Source organism: Streptomyces sp. CC53 (genome assembly GCF_001865245.1).
GTDB lineage: Bacteria > Actinomycetota > Actinomycetes > Streptomycetales > Streptomycetaceae > Streptomyces.
In genome coordinates this window covers 1,201-18,211 of record NZ_MKXB01000143.1, presented here as the reverse complement: position 1 = coordinate 18,211, position 17,011 = coordinate 1,201, and the positions used below count along the sequence as shown (strand labels likewise).

General features: G+C 76.2%; 15 protein-coding genes. 6 read left to right on the top strand and 9 right to left on the bottom strand.

Annotation, left to right across the window (positions count from 1 at the left end):
• Window positions 1–997 (top strand): NADP-dependent oxidoreductase (locus tag BJP40_RS14210; protein WP_319020093.1); only part of this gene is annotated, 997 nt, incomplete at its 5' end.
• A gap of 100 nt (window positions 998–1,097) precedes the next feature.
• On the opposite strand, the gene BJP40_RS14205 is transcribed toward BJP40_RS14210, so the two are convergent.
• The 3 genes from BJP40_RS14205 to BJP40_RS14195 all read right to left on the bottom strand — a co-directional run bounded on the left by BJP40_RS14205 (window position 1,098) and on the right by BJP40_RS14195 (window position 4,639).
• The gene (locus BJP40_RS14205) at window positions 1,098–2,624 is read right to left on the bottom strand and encodes a PTS transporter subunit EIIC (RefSeq protein ID WP_079171167.1); all 1,527 of its coding nucleotides are present in this window, start codon (window positions 2,622–2,624) and stop codon (window positions 1,098–1,100) included.
• 111 nt (window positions 2,625–2,735) lie between these two features.
• Window positions 2,736–3,677, bottom strand: coding sequence for an N-acetylmuramic acid 6-phosphate etherase (gene murQ / locus BJP40_RS14200; RefSeq protein WP_071280675.1), 942 nt, complete (start codon window positions 3,675–3,677; stop codon window positions 2,736–2,738).
• Window positions 3,678–3,694: 17 nt separating this feature from the next.
• Window positions 3,695–4,639, bottom strand: a complete 945-nt coding sequence (locus tag BJP40_RS14195; RefSeq protein WP_071280674.1) for a MurR/RpiR family transcriptional regulator — start codon at window positions 4,637–4,639, stop codon at window positions 3,695–3,697.
• A gap of 57 nt (window positions 4,640–4,696) precedes the next feature.
• On the opposite strand from BJP40_RS14195, the gene BJP40_RS14190 reads away from it, so the two are divergent.
• Both BJP40_RS14190 and BJP40_RS14185 read left to right on the top strand, forming a co-directional pair.
• The gene (locus BJP40_RS14190) at window positions 4,697–5,053 is read left to right on the top strand and encodes a hypothetical protein (RefSeq protein ID WP_071266786.1); all 357 of its coding nucleotides are present in this window, start codon (window positions 4,697–4,699) and stop codon (window positions 5,051–5,053) included.
• Window positions 5,054–5,423: 370 nt separating this feature from the next.
• Window positions 5,424–5,699 carry a DUF4031 domain-containing protein gene (locus BJP40_RS14185; protein ID WP_071266784.1) on the top strand — a complete coding sequence of 92 codons (276 nt, stop codon included), beginning with the start codon at window positions 5,424–5,426 and terminating at the stop codon, window positions 5,697–5,699.
• Here BJP40_RS14185 and BJP40_RS14180 read toward each other — a convergent pair.
• The 3 genes from BJP40_RS14180 to BJP40_RS14170 form a co-directional block, all read right to left on the bottom strand.
• Window positions 5,647–6,900: a Cmx/CmrA family chloramphenicol efflux MFS transporter gene (locus BJP40_RS14180; protein ID WP_079171168.1), complete on the bottom strand. Its 1,254-nt coding sequence runs from the start codon at window positions 6,898–6,900 to the stop codon at window positions 5,647–5,649. The genes BJP40_RS14185 and BJP40_RS14180 overlap by 53 nt on opposite strands.
• Window positions 6,901–7,040: 140 nt before the next feature.
• On the bottom strand, window positions 7,041–7,709 hold the full coding sequence (locus BJP40_RS14175) for a hypothetical protein (protein ID WP_371258640.1): 669 nt from the start codon (window positions 7,707–7,709) through the stop codon (window positions 7,041–7,043).
• Between the two features lie 50 nt (window positions 7,710–7,759).
• Window positions 7,760–10,057 (bottom strand): cation-translocating P-type ATPase, encoded by a 2,298-nt coding sequence (locus tag BJP40_RS14170; protein WP_071280673.1) that lies wholly within the window; start codon window positions 10,055–10,057, stop codon window positions 7,760–7,762.
• A gap of 233 nt (window positions 10,058–10,290) precedes the next feature.
• On the opposite strand from BJP40_RS14170, the gene BJP40_RS14165 reads away from it, so the two are divergent.
• Window positions 10,291–10,989 carry a copper homeostasis protein CutC gene (locus BJP40_RS14165; protein ID WP_071280672.1) on the top strand — a complete coding sequence of 233 codons (699 nt, stop codon included), beginning with the start codon at window positions 10,291–10,293 and terminating at the stop codon, window positions 10,987–10,989.
• A 490-nt stretch (window positions 10,990–11,479) separates the two neighbouring features.
• On the opposite strand, the gene BJP40_RS14160 is transcribed toward BJP40_RS14165, so the two are convergent.
• The gene (locus BJP40_RS14160) at window positions 11,480–12,064 is read right to left on the bottom strand and encodes an ABATE domain-containing protein (protein WP_071280678.1); all 585 of its coding nucleotides are present in this window, start codon (window positions 12,062–12,064) and stop codon (window positions 11,480–11,482) included.
• Between the two features lie 162 nt (window positions 12,065–12,226).
• Between BJP40_RS14160 and BJP40_RS14155 the strand changes: the two genes are divergently transcribed.
• Window positions 12,227–12,964 (top strand): metallophosphoesterase, encoded by a 738-nt coding sequence (locus BJP40_RS14155; protein ID WP_071270265.1) that lies wholly within the window; start codon window positions 12,227–12,229, stop codon window positions 12,962–12,964.
• Between the two features lie 347 nt (window positions 12,965–13,311).
• Here the strand turns inward: BJP40_RS14155 and BJP40_RS14150 are convergent, their stop codons facing one another.
• Window positions 13,312–15,351, bottom strand: coding sequence for a UvrD-helicase domain-containing protein (locus BJP40_RS14150; protein ID WP_071280671.1), 2,040 nt, complete (start codon window positions 15,349–15,351; stop codon window positions 13,312–13,314).
• A gap of 539 nt (window positions 15,352–15,890) precedes the next feature.
• On the opposite strand from BJP40_RS14150, the gene BJP40_RS14145 reads away from it, so the two are divergent.
• Complete coding sequence (locus tag BJP40_RS14145; protein WP_071271355.1) at window positions 15,891–16,091, top strand: hypothetical protein; 201 nt, start codon at window positions 15,891–15,893, stop codon at window positions 16,089–16,091.
• Here BJP40_RS14145 and BJP40_RS14140 read toward each other — a convergent pair.
• Window positions 16,075–17,011 (bottom strand): DEAD/DEAH box helicase (locus BJP40_RS14140; protein WP_143065949.1); only part of this gene is annotated, 937 nt, incomplete at its 5' end. The genes BJP40_RS14145 and BJP40_RS14140 overlap by 17 nt on opposite strands.

The following is a 17,011-nucleotide window of genomic DNA, read 5'->3' as shown; positions in this document are numbered from 1 at the left end:
GGGTGGGGGCAGGTGCGAGGGCACCATCCCCGCCGGTGCCGGAGCGGTCCGGCGGCGGGGCGGTTCGTGCGACGACATGGCGGGAGCATTCATGCGTGCGGTGGTCTTCTCTCAGTACGGCGACGAGAGCGTTCTGGAGCTCGTGGAGCGCCCCGAGCCCGTACCGGCGGCCGGGGAGCTGCTGGTGGAGGTCAGGGCGGCGGGGGTGAACCCGGTGGACTGGAAGCACCGCGAGGGGGCGGTGCGCAGCGACCGGCCGTTCCCGCTCGGCATGGGCTGGGACGTCGCGGGCGTGGTCCGCGCCACCGTCCCCGGGGGCCCCGCGGTGGGCGAGGAGGTGTACGGGATGCTGCCGCTGCCGTACGGGGCGGCCTACCAGGAGGTGACCGCGATCCCCGCGTCGGCGGTGGCGCCCAAGCCGGCCGGCCTGTCGTGGGCGCAGGCCGCGGCGGTGCCGCTGGCCGCGCTGACGGCGTGGCAGGCGCTGGAGGCGGCCGGGGTCACTGCCGGGCAGCGGGTGCTGGTGCACGCGGGCGCGGGCGGTGTCGGCCACTTCGCCGTGCAGTTCGCGAAGCACCTGAGGGCGCACGTCACGGCCACCGCGTCGGGGCGGAACGTGGAGTTCCTGCACGGCCTGGGGGTGGACGAGCCGGTGGACCGCACCGTCGTGGATCCGGCGGACCTGAAGCCGTTCGACATGGTCCTGGACACCGTGGGCGGGCCCGTGCAGGCCGCGTCGTGGGGGCTGCTGCGGGACGGCGGCACGCTGATCACGCTGCCGGAGCCGCTGGACGAGGCGCACCGCGTGCCGGGGATCACGGCGCGCCGCGTCATCGTGGCGCCCGACGGTGAGGCGTTGCGGCGGATCGGCGCCCTCGTCGGCGCCGGGGCGGTGCACGTGGAGGTGCAGGAGGTCCTGCCGCTGGAGGAGGCGGCGCGGGCGCACCGGCTCAGTGCGGAGGGCCGGGTGCGCGGGAAGCTCGTCCTGGCCCTCTGAGGCGGGGCCCGCGCTGCGCGGGCCGGGCCGGTGACGGGGGCGGGGCGGCTGCGGGCCGGCGACGGGGGCGGGGACGGGGACGGCGCGGGGACGCTTCCCCTCAGGGGCGTGGTGCGGCACGTCCCTCCACCGGGCCCGACTCCGCTGACGGGCCGCTCCCCCGCCCGCTGTCGGCGGCACCGGCACCCCCGGCGCCGGCCCGGTCGGCCCCGTCCTGAGCGGCCCCCTCCTGCCGGGCGCCGCCCGCCGCCGTGTCGCCACCGCCCGCCGCCGGTACGCCGCGCAGCCCCCAGAGGTACGTCGCGACGAAGCCCGCCGCGTACCCGGCGAGCAGGCCCGCCCCGTACGCGGCGACCGTCGCCAGGGGCCCGCCGGGGCCGGACAGCAGGGGGAACAGCGCCCAACCGGACGGGCCGATCGCCGTCGAGCCGACCGCGTGGCCCCACATGCCGAACAGGCCGACCACGCCGCCGCCGACCGCGCCGCCGAGGCACGCCGTCACGAACGGGCGGCCGAGCGGCAGGGTCACGCCGTAGATCAGCGGCTCCCCCACGCCCAGCAGCCCGGCGGGCAGCGCGGACCGGATGGTGCGGCGCATCGCCGTGTCGTGGCGCAGCCGCACGTACACCGCGGCGGCCGCGCCGACCTGGCCCGCTCCCGCCATCGCCAGCACGGGCAGCAGCACGGTGTGGCCCTGCTGCTCGATGAGCGTGGCGTGCAGCGGGATCAGCGCCTGGTGCAGGCCGAGCATCACCAGCGGCAGGAACAGCCCGCCCAGGACGAAGCCGGCGACCGCGCCGCCGTGGGTGAGGAGCCGGTCCGCGGCGGTCCCGATCGCCTCGGCCGCCTCCCCCGCCGCGTACATCAGGCCGTACACCGTGGCGAGGCCCGCGACGAGGACCGTCAGTGTGGGCGTGACGAGGACGTCGACGGCTTCCGGGACGTGGCGGCGGCACCAGCGCTCCACGCGCGTGGCGAGGAACGCGGCCGCCAGCGCGCCGAGCACCCCGCCCTGGCCCGGCCTCAGCTCCTGCCCGAACACCTCGATGCGGGACACCCCCGCGTAGACGACGACGGCCGCCACGGCGCCGCCCAGCACCGGTGTCCCGCCGAACTCCTTCGCCGTGTTGATGCCGACGAAGACCGCGATGAGCGCCATGAAGCCGGAGGAGACGGCCGTCAGGGCCGGGGTCAGCGCGGGGAGCCGGCCCAGGTTCGCCAGCAGGCCGTTGAGGCCCGCGACGATGCCGCAGCCGATGAGCGCCGGGATCAGCGGGACGAAGATGTTCGCGACGCGGCGCAGGAACAGCTTGAACGGGGTCGCGTTGCGGGCCCGCTGGGCCTCCTTCAGCGCCACGGGGGTGACGAGCGCCTCGAACTCGCGGGTCACCTTCGCCACCGCGCCGGGGCCGAGGACGAGCTGGTACGACGCCGACGCCTCGTCCTCCACCACGCCCAGCACGGCCGGGTGGGCCCGCGCCTCCGCGTCGCGGACGAGGGACCGGTCCCGGAGGGTGAGGCGCAGGCGGGTCATGCAGTGGGCGACCGCCGTGACGTTGGCGGCGCCGCCGACGAGGGGCAGCAACTCCGCGGCGGTCCGTCCGTGGGGGTCCTCTGTCGTCGTCATGGGCCTCTCACCGTGCTCGTACGGGTCGGGGGGCGGCCGGGGCGCGGGTACGGCCGGGGCGCGGCCGCGGTGCTCCCGCGGGTCGGGGCGCGGCCGCGGCGGTCGTCCGGGTCAGGGCGCGGCCGCCGCGGCGAGCGCGGCGCGCAGGTGCCCGTCGTGGGCGGCGAGGAGGCGGTCGGCCGTGCCGGCGTCCACTCCGGCGAGCAGCACGAGGATCGCGTGCTTGACCTCGCCGCCGGTCGCCGCGAGGGCCTCCTCGGTCTCGGCGTCGGACGCGCCGGTGGCCTGGACGACGAGGCGGTGGGAGCGGGCCCGCAGCTTGTCGTTGGTGGCGCGCACGTCGACCATGAGGTTCCCGTACGTCTTGCCGAGCCGGATCATGGTGATCGTCGAGATCATGTTGAGCACGAGCTTCTGGGCGGTGCCCGCCTTCAGCCGGGTGGAGCCGGTGACGAACTCCGGCCCGACGACGACCTCGATGGCGTGGTCGGCGGCCGCGGCGAGGGCGCTGCCCGCGTTGCAGGCCAGCCCGATCGTGAAGGCCCCCAGGTCGCGCGCGTACGCGACGGCGGCGAGGACGTAGGGGGTGCGGCCGGAGGCGGAGACGCCGACGACGGTGTCGGCGTCGGTGAGTTCCAGGGCCTTGAGGTCGGCGTGGGCGAGGTCGGCGGAGTCCTCGGCGCCCTCCACGGAACGGACGAGCGCGGCGGGTCCGCCCGCGACCAGGCCGACGACCTGGGTGGGGTCCGTGTTGAACGTGGGCGGGCACTCGCTGGCGTCGAGGACGCAGAGCCGTCCGGCGGTGCCCGCGCCCGCGTAGACGAGGCGCCCCCCGCGGGCCATCCGGTCCGCGACGGCGTCGACGGCGGCGGCGACGCTGGGCAGCTGGGCCGCGACGGCGTCGGGCACGGCCCGGTCCCCCGCGTTCATGGCGCGGGCGATGTCGAGGGTGGAGCGGGTGTCGATGTCGGCCAGGTCCGGGCGGAACCCCTCGGTGGTGAGGGTGTCCAGGTGGCCGCGGAGGGCGGCGGCGCCGGTCGCCGGGTCGGTCATGGCGGCTCCTTACGTGCTCACCTGCTGGTCCGGGGGCGGGGGGCCGCCCTCCGGTGGGCGAGGGCCTCGTACGACGCGGCGAGCGCGGGCGCGGCCGCCGCGTACGTGCGCTGGCAGACCCCGGTGAAGAGGCAGTCGACAACGAGGAGTTGGCTCGTGCGGGACGCCATGGCGGCGGGCCTCAGCTCGGTCTCGCGGGCCGTGGACGTGGTGAGGACGTGGTCGGCGTACTGGGCGACGGGCCCGTCCGGGCGGCCGGTGAGGGCGACGGTCGTCGCACCCCGGTCGAACGCGGCCCGCAGCGGCTCGATGACGTCGCTGGTGGCGCCCGAATGGGTGACGGCCACGGCCACGTCGCCGGGGCGGAGCTGCACGGCGCTGGTCACGGCGAGGTGCGGGTCGCTGTGCGCCTGGGCGACCAGCCCGATGCGCAGCAGCTTCTGCGCCAGGTCGTGGGCGACCAGGGCGGAGGCCCCGACGCCGTACAGGTCGGTGCGGCGGGCGGCGGCGACCGCGGCGACGGCGGCGGCCAGCTGGGCGGTGTCGAGGGCGGCGGCGGTGTCGGCGAGGGTCTGCTGCTCCTCGCGGGCCAGCTTGGCGACCACGTCCTCCAGCCGGTCGTCGACGGCGATGTCCGCGGTCAGCGCGGGGGCGCGGCCGGAGCGGCGCTGGGCGGCGAGCCCGGCGAGGGCCAGCCGCAGGTCGCGGTAGCCGGGGTAGCCGAGGGCGCGGGCGGTGCGGACCACGGTGGCCTCGCTGGTGGAGGTCAGTTCGGCGAGGCCGGTGACGGTGAGGGCGGCGCAACGGGCCGGGTCGGCGGCGACGGCTTCGGCGACGCGCTGCATGGAGCGCGTCATGGACGGGGCGAGGGTGCGCACCTTGGCGGCGAGGACGTCGGGCGCGGCACCGACGGGGAGGCCACCGGACCCCGCGGTGAAAGTTTCCTTCGCCTTGTCGGTCACATCCGAAACGTATTTTCAGCGATGGTGACCGTCAACCCCGGGGGTCAGAATGGCTGCATGAGCAACCCGGACACCTTGGAGCAGGCGCTGCACGCCGCCCGCGCGCTGGTCCTCGCGGACCTGACCGCCCGGGAGGTCGCCGAGGCGGAGATCGTGTCGCTGGTGGAGGACGCGGTGGCGCAGCGCCGCTGGTGGGTGGAGCAGTGGCCGGACGGTGCGGCGTTCGTCGCCGGGCTGGTCGCCCAGGACGTGCAGGACGCGCTGCTGGAGCGGTACGGGCGGTGGCCGCTGTGCCCGGTGTGCGACAGGGGCGACCCGCACGCCCTGGACGTGGAGCCCGAGCTCGGCCCGGACCCGCACTGGGTGTGCGGCCGGGCGGGCGTGGTGGTCGCCCCGGTGGGGAGCCTGCGGTGACGGGGACGGTGACGCTCACGGCGAGGGGGACACACACGGAGACGAGGCCGGCCGGGGCGGCAGCGGCCGCGGCGGCCCGGCGCGCGGAAGCAGCACGTACGGGGACGGGAGCGCCGGCGGGAGCAGCACGTACGGGAATGAGGGCGGCCGGGGAAGCGGGGGCGCCCGGGTGGACGGCCGGGGCGCGGGCGGCGGCCCGGCCTGCGGGGACGCCGACGGGAGCAGCACGCACGGGAATGAGGGCGCCCGGGGAAACGGGAGCGGCCGGGGCGCGGGCGGCACACCGGCCCGCGGCGTCACTGGCAGGGGCGGCACCCCCGGCGGGGGCGCCCGCGGGGGCGCCCGCGGGGGCGGCGGCGGGCGGCACGGCGTGACGCTCTACATCGACCCCCCGAACTGGCCCGGCCACGGACGCATGTGGTCGCACCTGATCAGCGACGTGTCGTTCGAGGAGCTGCACGCGGCGGCCGCCGCGCTCGGCGCGCCGCCGCGCGCCTTCGACGGCGACCACTACGACATCCCCTCGACCCGCTACGCCGACGCGGTGGCGGCGGGCGCGGTCGAGGTGGGTTCGAAGGAGCTGGTGCGGCTGCTCACCGCCGCGGGGCTGCGCCGCCCGAAGCGCCGTCCGGCACCGCGCCCCTGACCCCGGCCCCGGCCCCGGCAGCGGCGCCCATGACGACCCGGCTGGGCGCGCGGCGCTCCCGCGACTGCAGCCGCAGGGCGACGGCCACCAGCGCCAGGGCGACGAGGGTCATGGCGGCGCCCGCCCATGCGGTGGCGCGGTAGCCGAGGCCCGCGTCGATGACGAGCCCGCCGAGCCACGGGCCGCCGGTGTTGCCCAGGTTGAACGACGCGGTGGCGGTGGCCCCGGCAAGGGTCGGGGCGGCCCCGGCGACGTGGAACATCCGGGCGTTCAGGGCGGGCGCGGTGAAGAAGGCGGCGACGCCGACGAGGAACGACACGGCGACGGCGACGACCGGGCTGCCGCCGAACACGCCCAGCAGCGCGAGGAGCACCGTCGCGGCCGCCGTGCCGCCGAGCAGCACCCCGAAGAGGTGCGCGTCCGCCAGGCGGCCGCCGAGCGCCGTGCCGAGGAGGGCGCCGGCCCCGAACAGCGCCAGCACGCCGGGCACCCAGCCGGAGGCGAGTCCGGCGACGTCGGTGAGGAGCGGCGCGAGGTACGAGAACGCCCCGAACACCCCGCCCGCCGTGCAGGCCGTGAAGGCGACGGCCAGCCACACCTGCCGGTCGCGGTAGACGGCCAGTTCGCGGCGCAGTTCGGGCTTCCGGTCGGGGAGCGGCAGGTGCGGGACACGGGCGAGGACGCCGACGAAGGCGACGGCGGAGGCGGCGCCGACGGCCCAGAACGCGGAGCGCCAGCCGAAGTGGTCGCCGAGGAAGGCGCCCGCGGGGACGCCCAGCACGTTGGCGACGGAGAGGCCGCCGATCATGACGGCCACGGCGCGGGCGCGGGAGCCCCGGTCCACCATGGCGACGGCGACGGACGCGCCGAGGGCCCAGAACCCGGCGCAGGCCAGCGCGCTGACGATCCGTGAGGCGAACAGCACCTCGTAGGTGGGGGCGACGGCGCCCGCGACCTGTCCGAGGCCGAAGGCGGCGAGGAGGGCGAGGAGCGTGGCCTTGCGGGGCAGCCGCAGCGTCGCCACGGCGAGGAGGGGCGCGCCGACGACCATGCCGATGGCGAACGCCGAGACGAGCAGCCCCGCCTTCGGGATGGACACGTCCAGGTCGCCGGCGATGGCGGGCAGCAGCCCGGACAGCATGAACTCGCTGGTCCCGAGGGCGAAGACGGACAGGCCGAGGATGTGGACGGCGACCGGCATGCGGCCTGCGCGGGCGGCGGACGCGGCGGGGACCGCGTCAGCCGGGGGAGCGGCGGCAAGGGGGGAGGAGGCGGACGGATCGGGCTGCTCATCGGTGGGCATGACAGTCGCCAACGCCGCCCGCCCCAGATGCATTCCTATTACACGGAAAGCCGCGCCAGCTCGGCGCGCAGATTGCGCCGGGCCGCGTCCTCCCAGCGCTCCGCCCCGTACGGCGTGCGGAACAGCATTGCCAGGTCCAGCAGTTGGCGCAGCACAGCGGCCCGCCCGGCGCGGAACGCGTCGTCCGGCACGAAGCCGTACTCCTCGCGGACGGCCGCCGCGTACGCCGCGTACCGCTCCGATTCGGAGGCGAGGACCGCGAGGTCGGCGTCGCACAGGACCTCGCCGTCCAGGTCGCCGGGGTCGGGGTCGTGGGTGACGGTGAGCCGGACGAGCCGGGCCACCTCCGCCGTACGGGACGGGTCGACGCCCAGCCCGGGCAGGGCGAGTTCGGCGAGGCGGGCGCTGCGCTCCTCGTTGGTGGACCGGTCCGGCAGGTAGTAGGCGTCGTGGAACCAGGCGGCGAGCTGCACGGCGGCGAGGTCCCCGGCGTGCCCGGCCAGTTCGTCGACCCGGTGCAGGACGGCGAGCAGGTGGTCCGTGGTGTGGTACCGCCGCTGCGGCTCGGCCCAGCGGCGCAGCAGCTCGTGGGCGTACCGGTCGGCTTCCGGGCCCCGGCCGCCGGCCGCCTGCACGGTGTCCCGCCAGCGGCGCACCAGCTCGTCGTGGGCGGGGTGCTCGGGCAACTCACGTGGCATGGACGTCATTGTGCCCACGGGGTGCGGCGGGGCGCTCCGGGGGCACGGCGGCCGGTGGTTCAGTCGGCGGCCTTGAACCCGCGCAGCCGCAGGCTGTTGCCGACGACGAACACGGACGAGAAGGCCATCGCCGCGCCCGCGATCATCGGGTTCAGCAGGCCCGCCACGGCGAGCGGCAGGGCGGCGACGTTGTAGGCGAAGGCCCAGAAGAGGTTGCCCTTGATGGTGGCGAGGGTGCGCCGGGAGAGCCGGATCGCGTCGGCGGCGGCCCGCAGGTCGCCCCGTACCAGCGTCAGGTCGCCGGCCTCCATGGCCGCGTCGGTGCCGGTGCCCAGGGCGAGGCCGAGGTCGGCCTGGGCGAGGGCGGCGGCGTCGTTGACGCCGTCGCCGACCATGGCGACGCTGCGCCCTTCGGCCTGGAGCCGCTTGACCACGTCGACCTTGCCCTCGGGCAGGACCTCGGCGATGACGTGGGCGGGGTCGATGCCGACCTCGCGGGCCACGGCCTCGGCGACGGCCCGGTTGTCGCCGGTGAGCAGGATCGGGGTGAGGCCGAGGGCGCGGAGCCTGCGGACGGCTTCGGCGCTGGTGTCCTTGACCGCGTCGGCGACCTCCAGGACGGCGCGGGCCTCCCCGTCCCAGGCGACGGTGACGGCGGTGCGGCCGGAGCGCTCCGCGGCCTCCTTGGCGCGGGCGAGGTCCTCGGGCAGTTCGACGGCCCACTGGGCGAGCAGCTTCTCGCGGCCCACGAGGACCGCGTGCCCGTCGACGACGCCCTGGACGCCGAGCCCGGGGACGTTCACGAAGTCCTCGGGGTCCGGGAGGGTGCCGGTCCTCTCGGCGGCCCCGGCGGCGACGGCCTGGGCGACGGGGTGCTCGGAGGCGTGCTCCAGGGCTCCGGCGAGCCGCAGCACCTCGTGCTCGGTGGTGGAGGCGCCGGGGTGCACGGCGAGCAGGGTCATCCGCCCGGTGGTGACCGTGCCGGTCTTGTCGAGGACGAGGGTGTCGGCCTTGCGGGTGGTCTCCAGGACCTCCGGGCCCTTGATGAGGATGCCGAGCTGGGCGCCCCGCCCGGTGCCGACCATGAGGGCGGTCGGGGTGGCGAGTCCGAGGGCGCACGGGCAGGCGATGATCAGTACGGCGACGGCGGCGGTGAACGCGGCGGCCAGTCCGGCGCCGAACGCGAGCCACGCGCCGAGGGTGGCGAGGGCCAGAAGGATCACGACCGGCACGAACACGGCGGAGATGCGGTCGGCGAGCCGCTGGGCGGCGGCCTTGCCGTTCTGGGCGTCCTCGACGAGCTTGGCCATGCGGGCGAGCTGGGTGTCGGCGCCGACGCGGGTGGCCTCGACGACGAGGCGGCCCCCCGCGTTGAGGGTGGCGCCCGCGACGGCGTCGCCGACGGCGACCTCCACCGGCACGGACTCGCCGGTGAGCATGGAGGCGTCGACGGCGGAGGAGCCCTCGACGACGGTCCCGTCGGTGGCGATCTTCTCGCCGGGCCGTACGAGGAACCGGTCACCGACGTGCAGGTCGGCGGTCGGGATCAGCTGCTGCCGCCCGTCGCGCAGGACGGTCACCTCCTTGGCCCCGAGCTCCAGCAGGGCCCGCAGAGCGGCCCCGGCCTTCCGCTTGGAGCGGGCCTCGAAGTAGCGCCCGGCGAGGATGAAGGCGGTGACGCCGGCGGCGGCCTCCAGGTAGATGTTCCCGGCGCCCCCGCCGCGGGAGACGGCGAACGTGAACGGGTGGGACATGCCGGGCGTGCCGGCCGTGCCGAAGAACAGTGCCCACAGGGACCAGAGGAAGGCCGCGGAGGTGCCGACCGAGATCAGGGTGTCCATGGTGGCGGCGCCGTGCCGGAGGTTGGTCCAGGCGGCTCGGTGGAACGGCCAGCCGGCGTAGACGACGACGGGCGCGGCGAGGGTCAGCGAGAGCCACTGCCAGTACGTGAACTGGAGCGGCGGGATCATCGCCAGGGCGATGACGGGCACGGAGAGGACGACGGCGGTGACGAGCCGCTGGCGGAGCGCCGTGAGTTCGGGGTCGTCCTCGGCGGTGTCCCCCTGGCCCCCGTCCGCGGTGGGGCTCGGTGCGGGCGGCTCGGGTTCCCGGGCGGTGTAGCCGGTGGCCTCGACGGTGGCGATGAGGTCCTGCACGGAGACGTCGGCGCCGCGGTAGGCGACCTTGGCCTTCTCCGTGGCGTAGTTCACGGTCGCCTCGACGCCGTCCATGCGGTTGAGCTTCTTCTCGATGCGGGCCGCGCAGGAGGCGCAGGTCATCCCGCCGATGGCGAGCTCGACCTCGGCGGTGGCGCCGGTGCCCGCGGCGGGCGTGGATGCGGTCGCGTGGCTGCTCATGACTGCGCGCTCCTTGATCACTCGGACTCCAGTATACCCCTCGGGGGTAACTCCGACGGGAACCACTGTATACCCCACCGGGGTATAAGGGGCCAAGCGGCGGGGGCGGGAAAGCGCCACACGGCGCACGGGAAGCACTGCGGAAGGGGCGGCGGATCGGGCGCGGCGCATTACTCTGGAGCCGTTATTGGACTAGACCTGTCGACCCGTCGCCTTCCGGAGGAATGGGAACCATGAGCAACCGTGCAGTCCTGGAGGTGATCGCCCTCGACGCGGAGGACGCCATCGCCGCACAGGCCGGAGGAGCGGACCGACTGGAGCTCGTCACCGACATGGCGGCGGACGGCCTGACGCCGTCACGCGAGACCTACGCACGGGTCCGCGCCGCCGTCGACCTGCCGCTGCGCGTGATGCTGCGCCTCACGGACGGCTTCACGGCCGACGACGTGGAGGCCCTCCGGCGGGTCGCGGGCGACCTGCGGTCGGAGGGGGCGGACGAGTTCGTCCTCGGCTTCCTCGACGCGGACGGCCACCCGGACCTGACGGTCCTGGAGCAGCTCGCCGCGGAGCTGGAGGGCTGCCGGTGGACCTTCCACCGGGCGATCGACCACGCCGCCGACCGCGCCGCGCTGCGCAAGCAGCTCGCCGACCTGCCGGGCCTGGACACCTACCTGACGGCGGGGTCCGCGGCCGGGGTGGACACCGGGCTCGACACCCTGCGGGCCGAGGCGGGCCTGCGCGGCGAGCCGGGCCACGAGCAGCAGTTGCTCGTGGGCGGCGGCCTGCGCCTCGACCACGTCCCGGCCCTCCGCGCGGCCGGCGTCGACGCCTTCCACATCGGCGGCGCGGCCCGCCCCGCCGGCTGGACCTCCCCCGTCGCCCAGGGCGCGGTCCGGGCCTGGCGTCGCGCCCTGGACACCGACGCGGCGTAGCCCCACGAGGCCCCGCACCTCACCGCCCGGAGCGGCGCCGGGCGGTGAGGTGCGGGGCGGCGGCCGTCCGGCACGTGCACCGGCCCCGGCCCCCGGGCGGCGGGCGGTGGACCCAGGAAGGCGGGCGGCGGGCCCATGCGCGAGCGGGACGGCGGGCGATGGACCCGGCCCGGCGGGTCCGTGGGCGCCCGGTGCGGCCACCGGCCCCGGGGTGGTGGGCAGTGGCCTCCGTGCGGGAGCGGGACGGCGGGCCCGGGCCGGCGGGCGGGCCCCGGGCCGGGCTCCCGGACGGCGGACCAGCCGGGAGCACACGCTGGCGGCGTGCGCGGGGGTGGGGCAGCAGGGCTCGGGGGGCGCATTTCCGGCCACACCACACATCCCGCCAGGCGCCCCGGGAGCAACCCGCCACCGCCGGCACCCCCCGAGCAGCCCGCCACCCCGTCACGGTCACCCGGGCGGCCCGCCGGGCATGCCGGCCGGCCCTACGGGGTCAGGCCGGTGCCTGGCGGCGGCGGTAGTGGCGGGCCGCGCGGGCACGGTTGCCGCACGAGGGCTTGCACCACTCCTGGCGGCCGTGGCTCTTCACGAAGTAGCGCACGCAGCGGGGCGCGGTGCAGGACCGCAGATGGGCCGCGCACGGCCCGCTGAGGAACTCGACCGCGTCGCGCGCCAGCGCCCCGAGGACCCGTATCCGCGGGTCCGCCTCGGCCGACAGCAGGCGCACGGACGGAGCGGCGCCTTCCGGCCAGTCGAGACACGGCACCACCGGCTCCCGTGCCGCGGCCTCGTTGAGCCGCGCCAGGGCCTGCCGCACCGGCATGAGCCTGCCGGCGTCGGCACGGGAGGCGGGACGGGGGCTCACCGCACGGGCGAACAGCGCCCGTACGGCGGCCCGCAACTCGACCAGCTCGCACCGGAACGACTCGTCGACCTCGGCTTCGTCCGGCACGGGAAGCCCGTCCTGCTCCGCCAGCCACCGGGCGGTCTGCTCCACGGTGGCGAGGTGGTCCGCGAGGCCCCCGCTGCCGTCGTTACGAATGGTGTTCGCCAGTTCGAGTGCCAGCCAGCGCTCCACGAAGCGCCCTCCCAACTCCCTGCTCGTCATTCGGTCAATCTTCATCTCCCTCTTGATCACATCGCAGGCCACCCTCTACGTTTTCTAACGGTAAAACTCTAAGTTACCGATAGAACACCTCGGGTGGCCGGCTTCGGTACGCCCAGGAGGAGGGAGAGCGACATGCTGCTTGCGCAGATCAGCGACCTGCACCTGGACGGCAGCGAGAGGGCGACCCAGCGCGCGACCCGTGTCATGCAGTACCTCCACGCGCTGCCGCGCCGCCCCGACGCCCTGCTGGTCACCGGGGACATCGCCGACAACGGGGCGCCCGCCGAGTACGAGGAGGCCGCGGCGCTCCTCGCGTCCGCGTTCCCGGTGCTCCCCTGCCCCGGCAACCACGACGTCCGGTCCGCCTACCGGAAGTCCCTCCTGCTGGAGTCCCCGGACGACGGCCCGGTCAACCGGCTCCACCACGTCGGGGACACGGCGATCCTCATGTGCGACTCGTCGGTCCCGGGCCGCGGCGAGGGCCGCCTCGACCCCGACACCATCGCGTGGATCGACCAGACGCTCGCCCAGCTCCCCGACGACGTGAACGCCCTGATCGCGTTCCACCACCCGCCGGTCAGGCTGCACCACCCGCTGCCGGACGCCTACCTCCTGGAGGAACCGGAGGGGCTGGAGGCGATCCTGCTCGACCGGCCCCAGGTCGCCGCCGTCCTGACGGGCCACGCCCACACCGCCGCCGTGTCGACGTTCGCGGAGCGCCCTCTGATCGTGGGGCCGGCGGTGACCTGGACCCTGCGCATGCCGTGGGAGGGCGACCAGCCGGCCGACCGCGAGCAGCCGCCGGCCCTCGCCTTCCACGTCCTCGACACGGACGGCCGCCTGACCACGCACTTCCGCGTCGTCCTCTGACCCCGTCCCCACGACGGGCCGCCGGCACCCGGCCCCGCTCCCCCGCAGGCCCCTCCGTACGGGCGTCTCGTGGAGGGCACAGAGGCCGGCGCCCGCCCGGGCGGCCGCAGCCGCCGCGGAGACCTCGGCGTGCAGGAGTCGGCGCGCAGGGTCCGCCCGTCGGTGGGGCCCGTCCCGTCGCCTTCTTCGCTGTCCTGCACGCGGGTACCGCCTCCGAGTAGCCGTCGGCCCCCGCACGGGCCCGTCCTCCCGCGGGTGCGGGCGGACGGGCCGCGGCGGCGCGCGCCGAGACCGGCCGTCGTACCGGCGCCGACGTCCGCGCAGGCCGGCGGGCAGCGAACCCGCCCCTACTGCCCCGCCAACTCCTGCGGCAGCGGCGCCGCGTGGAGCACGGTCAGGCCCGAGACTGCACGGGTCAGCGCCACGTACAGGCGGCGCAGGCCCGTGCGGGTGTCCGGCTCGGCGTGCACCACGGCGGCCGGCTCGTCGAGCACCACGTAGTCGTACTCCAGGCCCTTCGCCAGGGACGCCGGGACGAGCGTCAGGCGCACGTCCGGGGTGGTCTCCTCGCCCGGGGACAGGTGCGGGACGCCCGCCTCCGCGAGCGCCGCCGACAGGGCGGGGAGGCGGGCGTCCGCCGCGATCAGCCCGACGGAACCCTCACGCCGCAGGTAGCGCGCGCAGGCCGCCGCCGCCTCCGCGTCCCGGGCCTCCGCCGTGACCTCGCGGAGCTCCAGCGAGCCCGGGCTCTCCCGCACCGAGCGGACCTCGGCCAGGCCCGGGGCGATGTGCGGCAGCAGCCGGGACGCGTACGCGATGACGTCCCGCGGCACACGGAAGCCCGCCGTCAGCTCCTCCACCCGGCCGTCGGCCTTGCCCAGGTGCCGCAGCGCCTCCGCCCAGCTCCCCGTCGCCCACGGCGTCGTGCCCTGCGCCAGGTCGCCGAGGACCGTCGCCGATCCCGTGGAGCAGCGCCGCCCCACCGCCCGGTACTGCATCGGCGACAGGTCCTGCGCCTCGTCCAGCACCACGTGGCCCAGCGACGCGGTGCGCGACACCAGGTCGGCCGCCTCGTCCACGAGCACCGCGTCCGCCAGGGACCACCGGGCGGACCGCACGCCCCGCGGCGGCTTCTCCCACAGGACCGTCTTCCGCTCCTGCTCCGTCAGCAGGCCCTCCGCGTGCTCGGCGAGGAACGCCCCGTCGCTCAGCAGCCGCAGGACGAGCTTCGCCGGGTCCACCGGTGGCCAGACCGCCTTCACGGCGGCCTTCACCGCGGCGCTGCGCGCCACCGCGTCCTGCACCCGGTCGTCCGGCGCCTCCCCCGCCGCCTCCATCCGCACCAGCACCGCGTGCGCGATCCGCTGCGGCAGGGCGTCCCGGGCGGCGCCGTACCGCATGTCGCGGGACAGCAGCTCGCGGACGATCTCCTCGACCTCGTACGCCGGGACGCGCCACCGCCGTGCCCCGCGGACCACGACCACCGGCTCCGACGGCGGCGTCACGTGCGACCGCAGCGCCCGCCGCAGGACCTCCGCCATGCGGGCGTCGCCCTTCACCACGGCGGCGTCCGCGCCGTCCTCGCCCCGCACCTCCACCTGCGCGGACACGAGGTCCTCGACCGTCGCCTGCCGGACCTCCAGCTCACCCAGCGCCGGCAGGACCTGCTCGATGTAGCGGAGGAAGGAGCGGTTGGGGCCGACGACGAGCGTGCCGGTCCTGGCGAGGCGCTCCCGGTGCGCGTAGAGGAGGTACGCGACGCGGTGCAGGCCCACGGCCGTCTTTCCGGTGCCGGGCCCGCCCTGCACGCACACCGTGCCGGACAGCCCGCTGCGGACGATCTCGTCCTGCTCCGGCTGGATGGTGGCCACGATGTCCCGCATCGGGCCGACGCGGGGCCGCTCGATCTCCGTCTGGAGGAGCCGGCTCGTCCGCTCCTCCTCGGCCGGGTCGGTGAGGTGCTCGTCCTCGTACGCGGTGAGTTCCCCGCCCGTGTAGCCGAAGCGCCGCCGCAGCCGCACGTCCTGCGGGTCCCGCCGGGAAGCCCGGTAGAACGGCTGCGACACCGGTGCGCGCCAGTCGATCACCATCGGGTCGCCGTCGGCGTCGTGGACGTGCCGCCGCCCGATGTAGAAGCGGCGGCCCTCCTGGGTGCCGGGCAGGTAGTCCACGCGGCCGAAGAACAGCGGCGTGTCCACGTGGTCGGCCAGCGCCTTGACGCGTTCCTCGATCTGCCGCTCCAGGACCCGGGCGTTCACCCAGTTCGCGGTGACGTCCCGGATGTCGAGCGCCTCGACGTCCTCCCGCATGGCGCGCAGCGCGGACCGGGCCTCCGCCAGGTGGGCGCGCTCGCGCGCGAGGGGGTCGGACTCCGGCGGTGCGGACATGGGGGTGCCTCCGAGGCGGTACGGGTGGGTCTCCGGGTGAGCCGCCGGTTTCCGACCGGGCGGCGGCGCTCCCGGTCCGGACGGCTCCGGGGGAGGCGGGCAAGGGCGAAGATGCTAGTGGGCGGGGAGCGGTGGGCGCCAAGGGTTTTCCTCGCGTGCTCCCGTGCCGCCCCGGGCACGGCGGGCTCCCGTGCCCGCCGGTCGGGCGCGCGGCGCCCCCCTCGGGCGTCCCGGGCCGGCCGCGCGGGAGGCGCGGCGCCACCACGCAGGAGGCAGCCGCCGCCCCCGCGGGCCCCAGGCAGGGCGCCACCCGCCACCCGCCGGCGCCCGACGGCCACCCCGCCCCGCCGCTGTCCGGGGACCGCCGGCGCAGGCCGCGCGGCCGCACCCTCAGGAAGCGGGCCGCCGCCCCGTAGGGGACGCGGGACGGCGCCTCCTCCCCGGAGGCGACGGCGTCTGACCTGAGGCGTACGCGGGCCGCCCGCGGGTTCCGCCCGGCGGGCGATGGCAGGGCCCCGTCCGGAACGGACCATGGAGACATGACTTCCACGACGTTCGCCGCCGGGGCCGGGACCGCCTCCGGCGCCACCGCCCTCCGCCGTCCCCACGACCGGCCCGCCCTCCGGCCGGGCGACGTCCTGCGCGCCGTGCGGGTCGCCGCCGCGGCCGCCTTCGAGGTGGCCGTGCTCGGCCGGTACGGCGAGGAGGACGCCGCCGGTCTCGTCAGGCGGCGCCGCTGACGCCGCCGCCGAGGAGGTCGCCCGCGTCGACGATCCGGTACGCGTAGCCCTGCTCCGCGAGGAACCGCTGCCGGTGCGCGGCGAAGTCCTGGTCGACGGTGTCCCGGGCGACCACCGAGTAGAAGTGGGCCTGGTGCCCGTCCGCCTTGGGCCGCAGCACCCGGCCGAGGCGCTGCGCCTCCTCCTGGCGGGAGCCGAAGGTGCCCGACACCTGGATGGCGACCGTCGCCTCCGGCAGGTCGATGGAGAAGTTCGCGACCTTGGAGACGACGAGGACGTGGATCTCGCCGTTGCGGAACGCGTCGAACAGCTTCTCCCGCTGCGCGTTCGACGTCTCGCCCTTGATGACGGGCGCGTCGAGGTGCTCGCCGAGTTCGTCGAGCTGGTCGATGTACTGGCCGATGACGAGGATCTGCTGCCCGGCGAACTTCCGCACCAGCGCCTCCGTCACCCTCCGCTTGGTCGCGGTGGTGGAGCAGAAGCGGTACTTCTCCTCGCTCTCCGCGGTGGCGTAGGCGAGCCGCTCCGACTCGGTGAGGTCGACGCGGACCTCCACGCAGTCGGCGGGCGCGATGTAGCCCTGCGCCTCGATCTCCTTCCACGGCGCGTCGAAGCGCTTCGGGCCGATGAGGGAGAAGACGTCGGACTCGCGGCCGTCCTCCCGGACGAGCGTCGCCGTCAGGCCGAGCCGCCGGCGCGCCTGGAGGTCGGCGGTGAACTTGAACACGGGCGCGGGCAGCAGGTGCACCTCGTCGTACACGATCAGGCCCCAGTCCCGGGAGTCGAACAGCTCCAGGTGCGGGTAGACGCCCTTCCGCTTCGTGGTGAGCACCTGGTACGTGGCGATGGTGACGGGCCGGATCTCCTTCCTGGTCCCGCTGTACTCGCCGACCTCGTCCTCGGTGAGGGAGGTGCGCCTG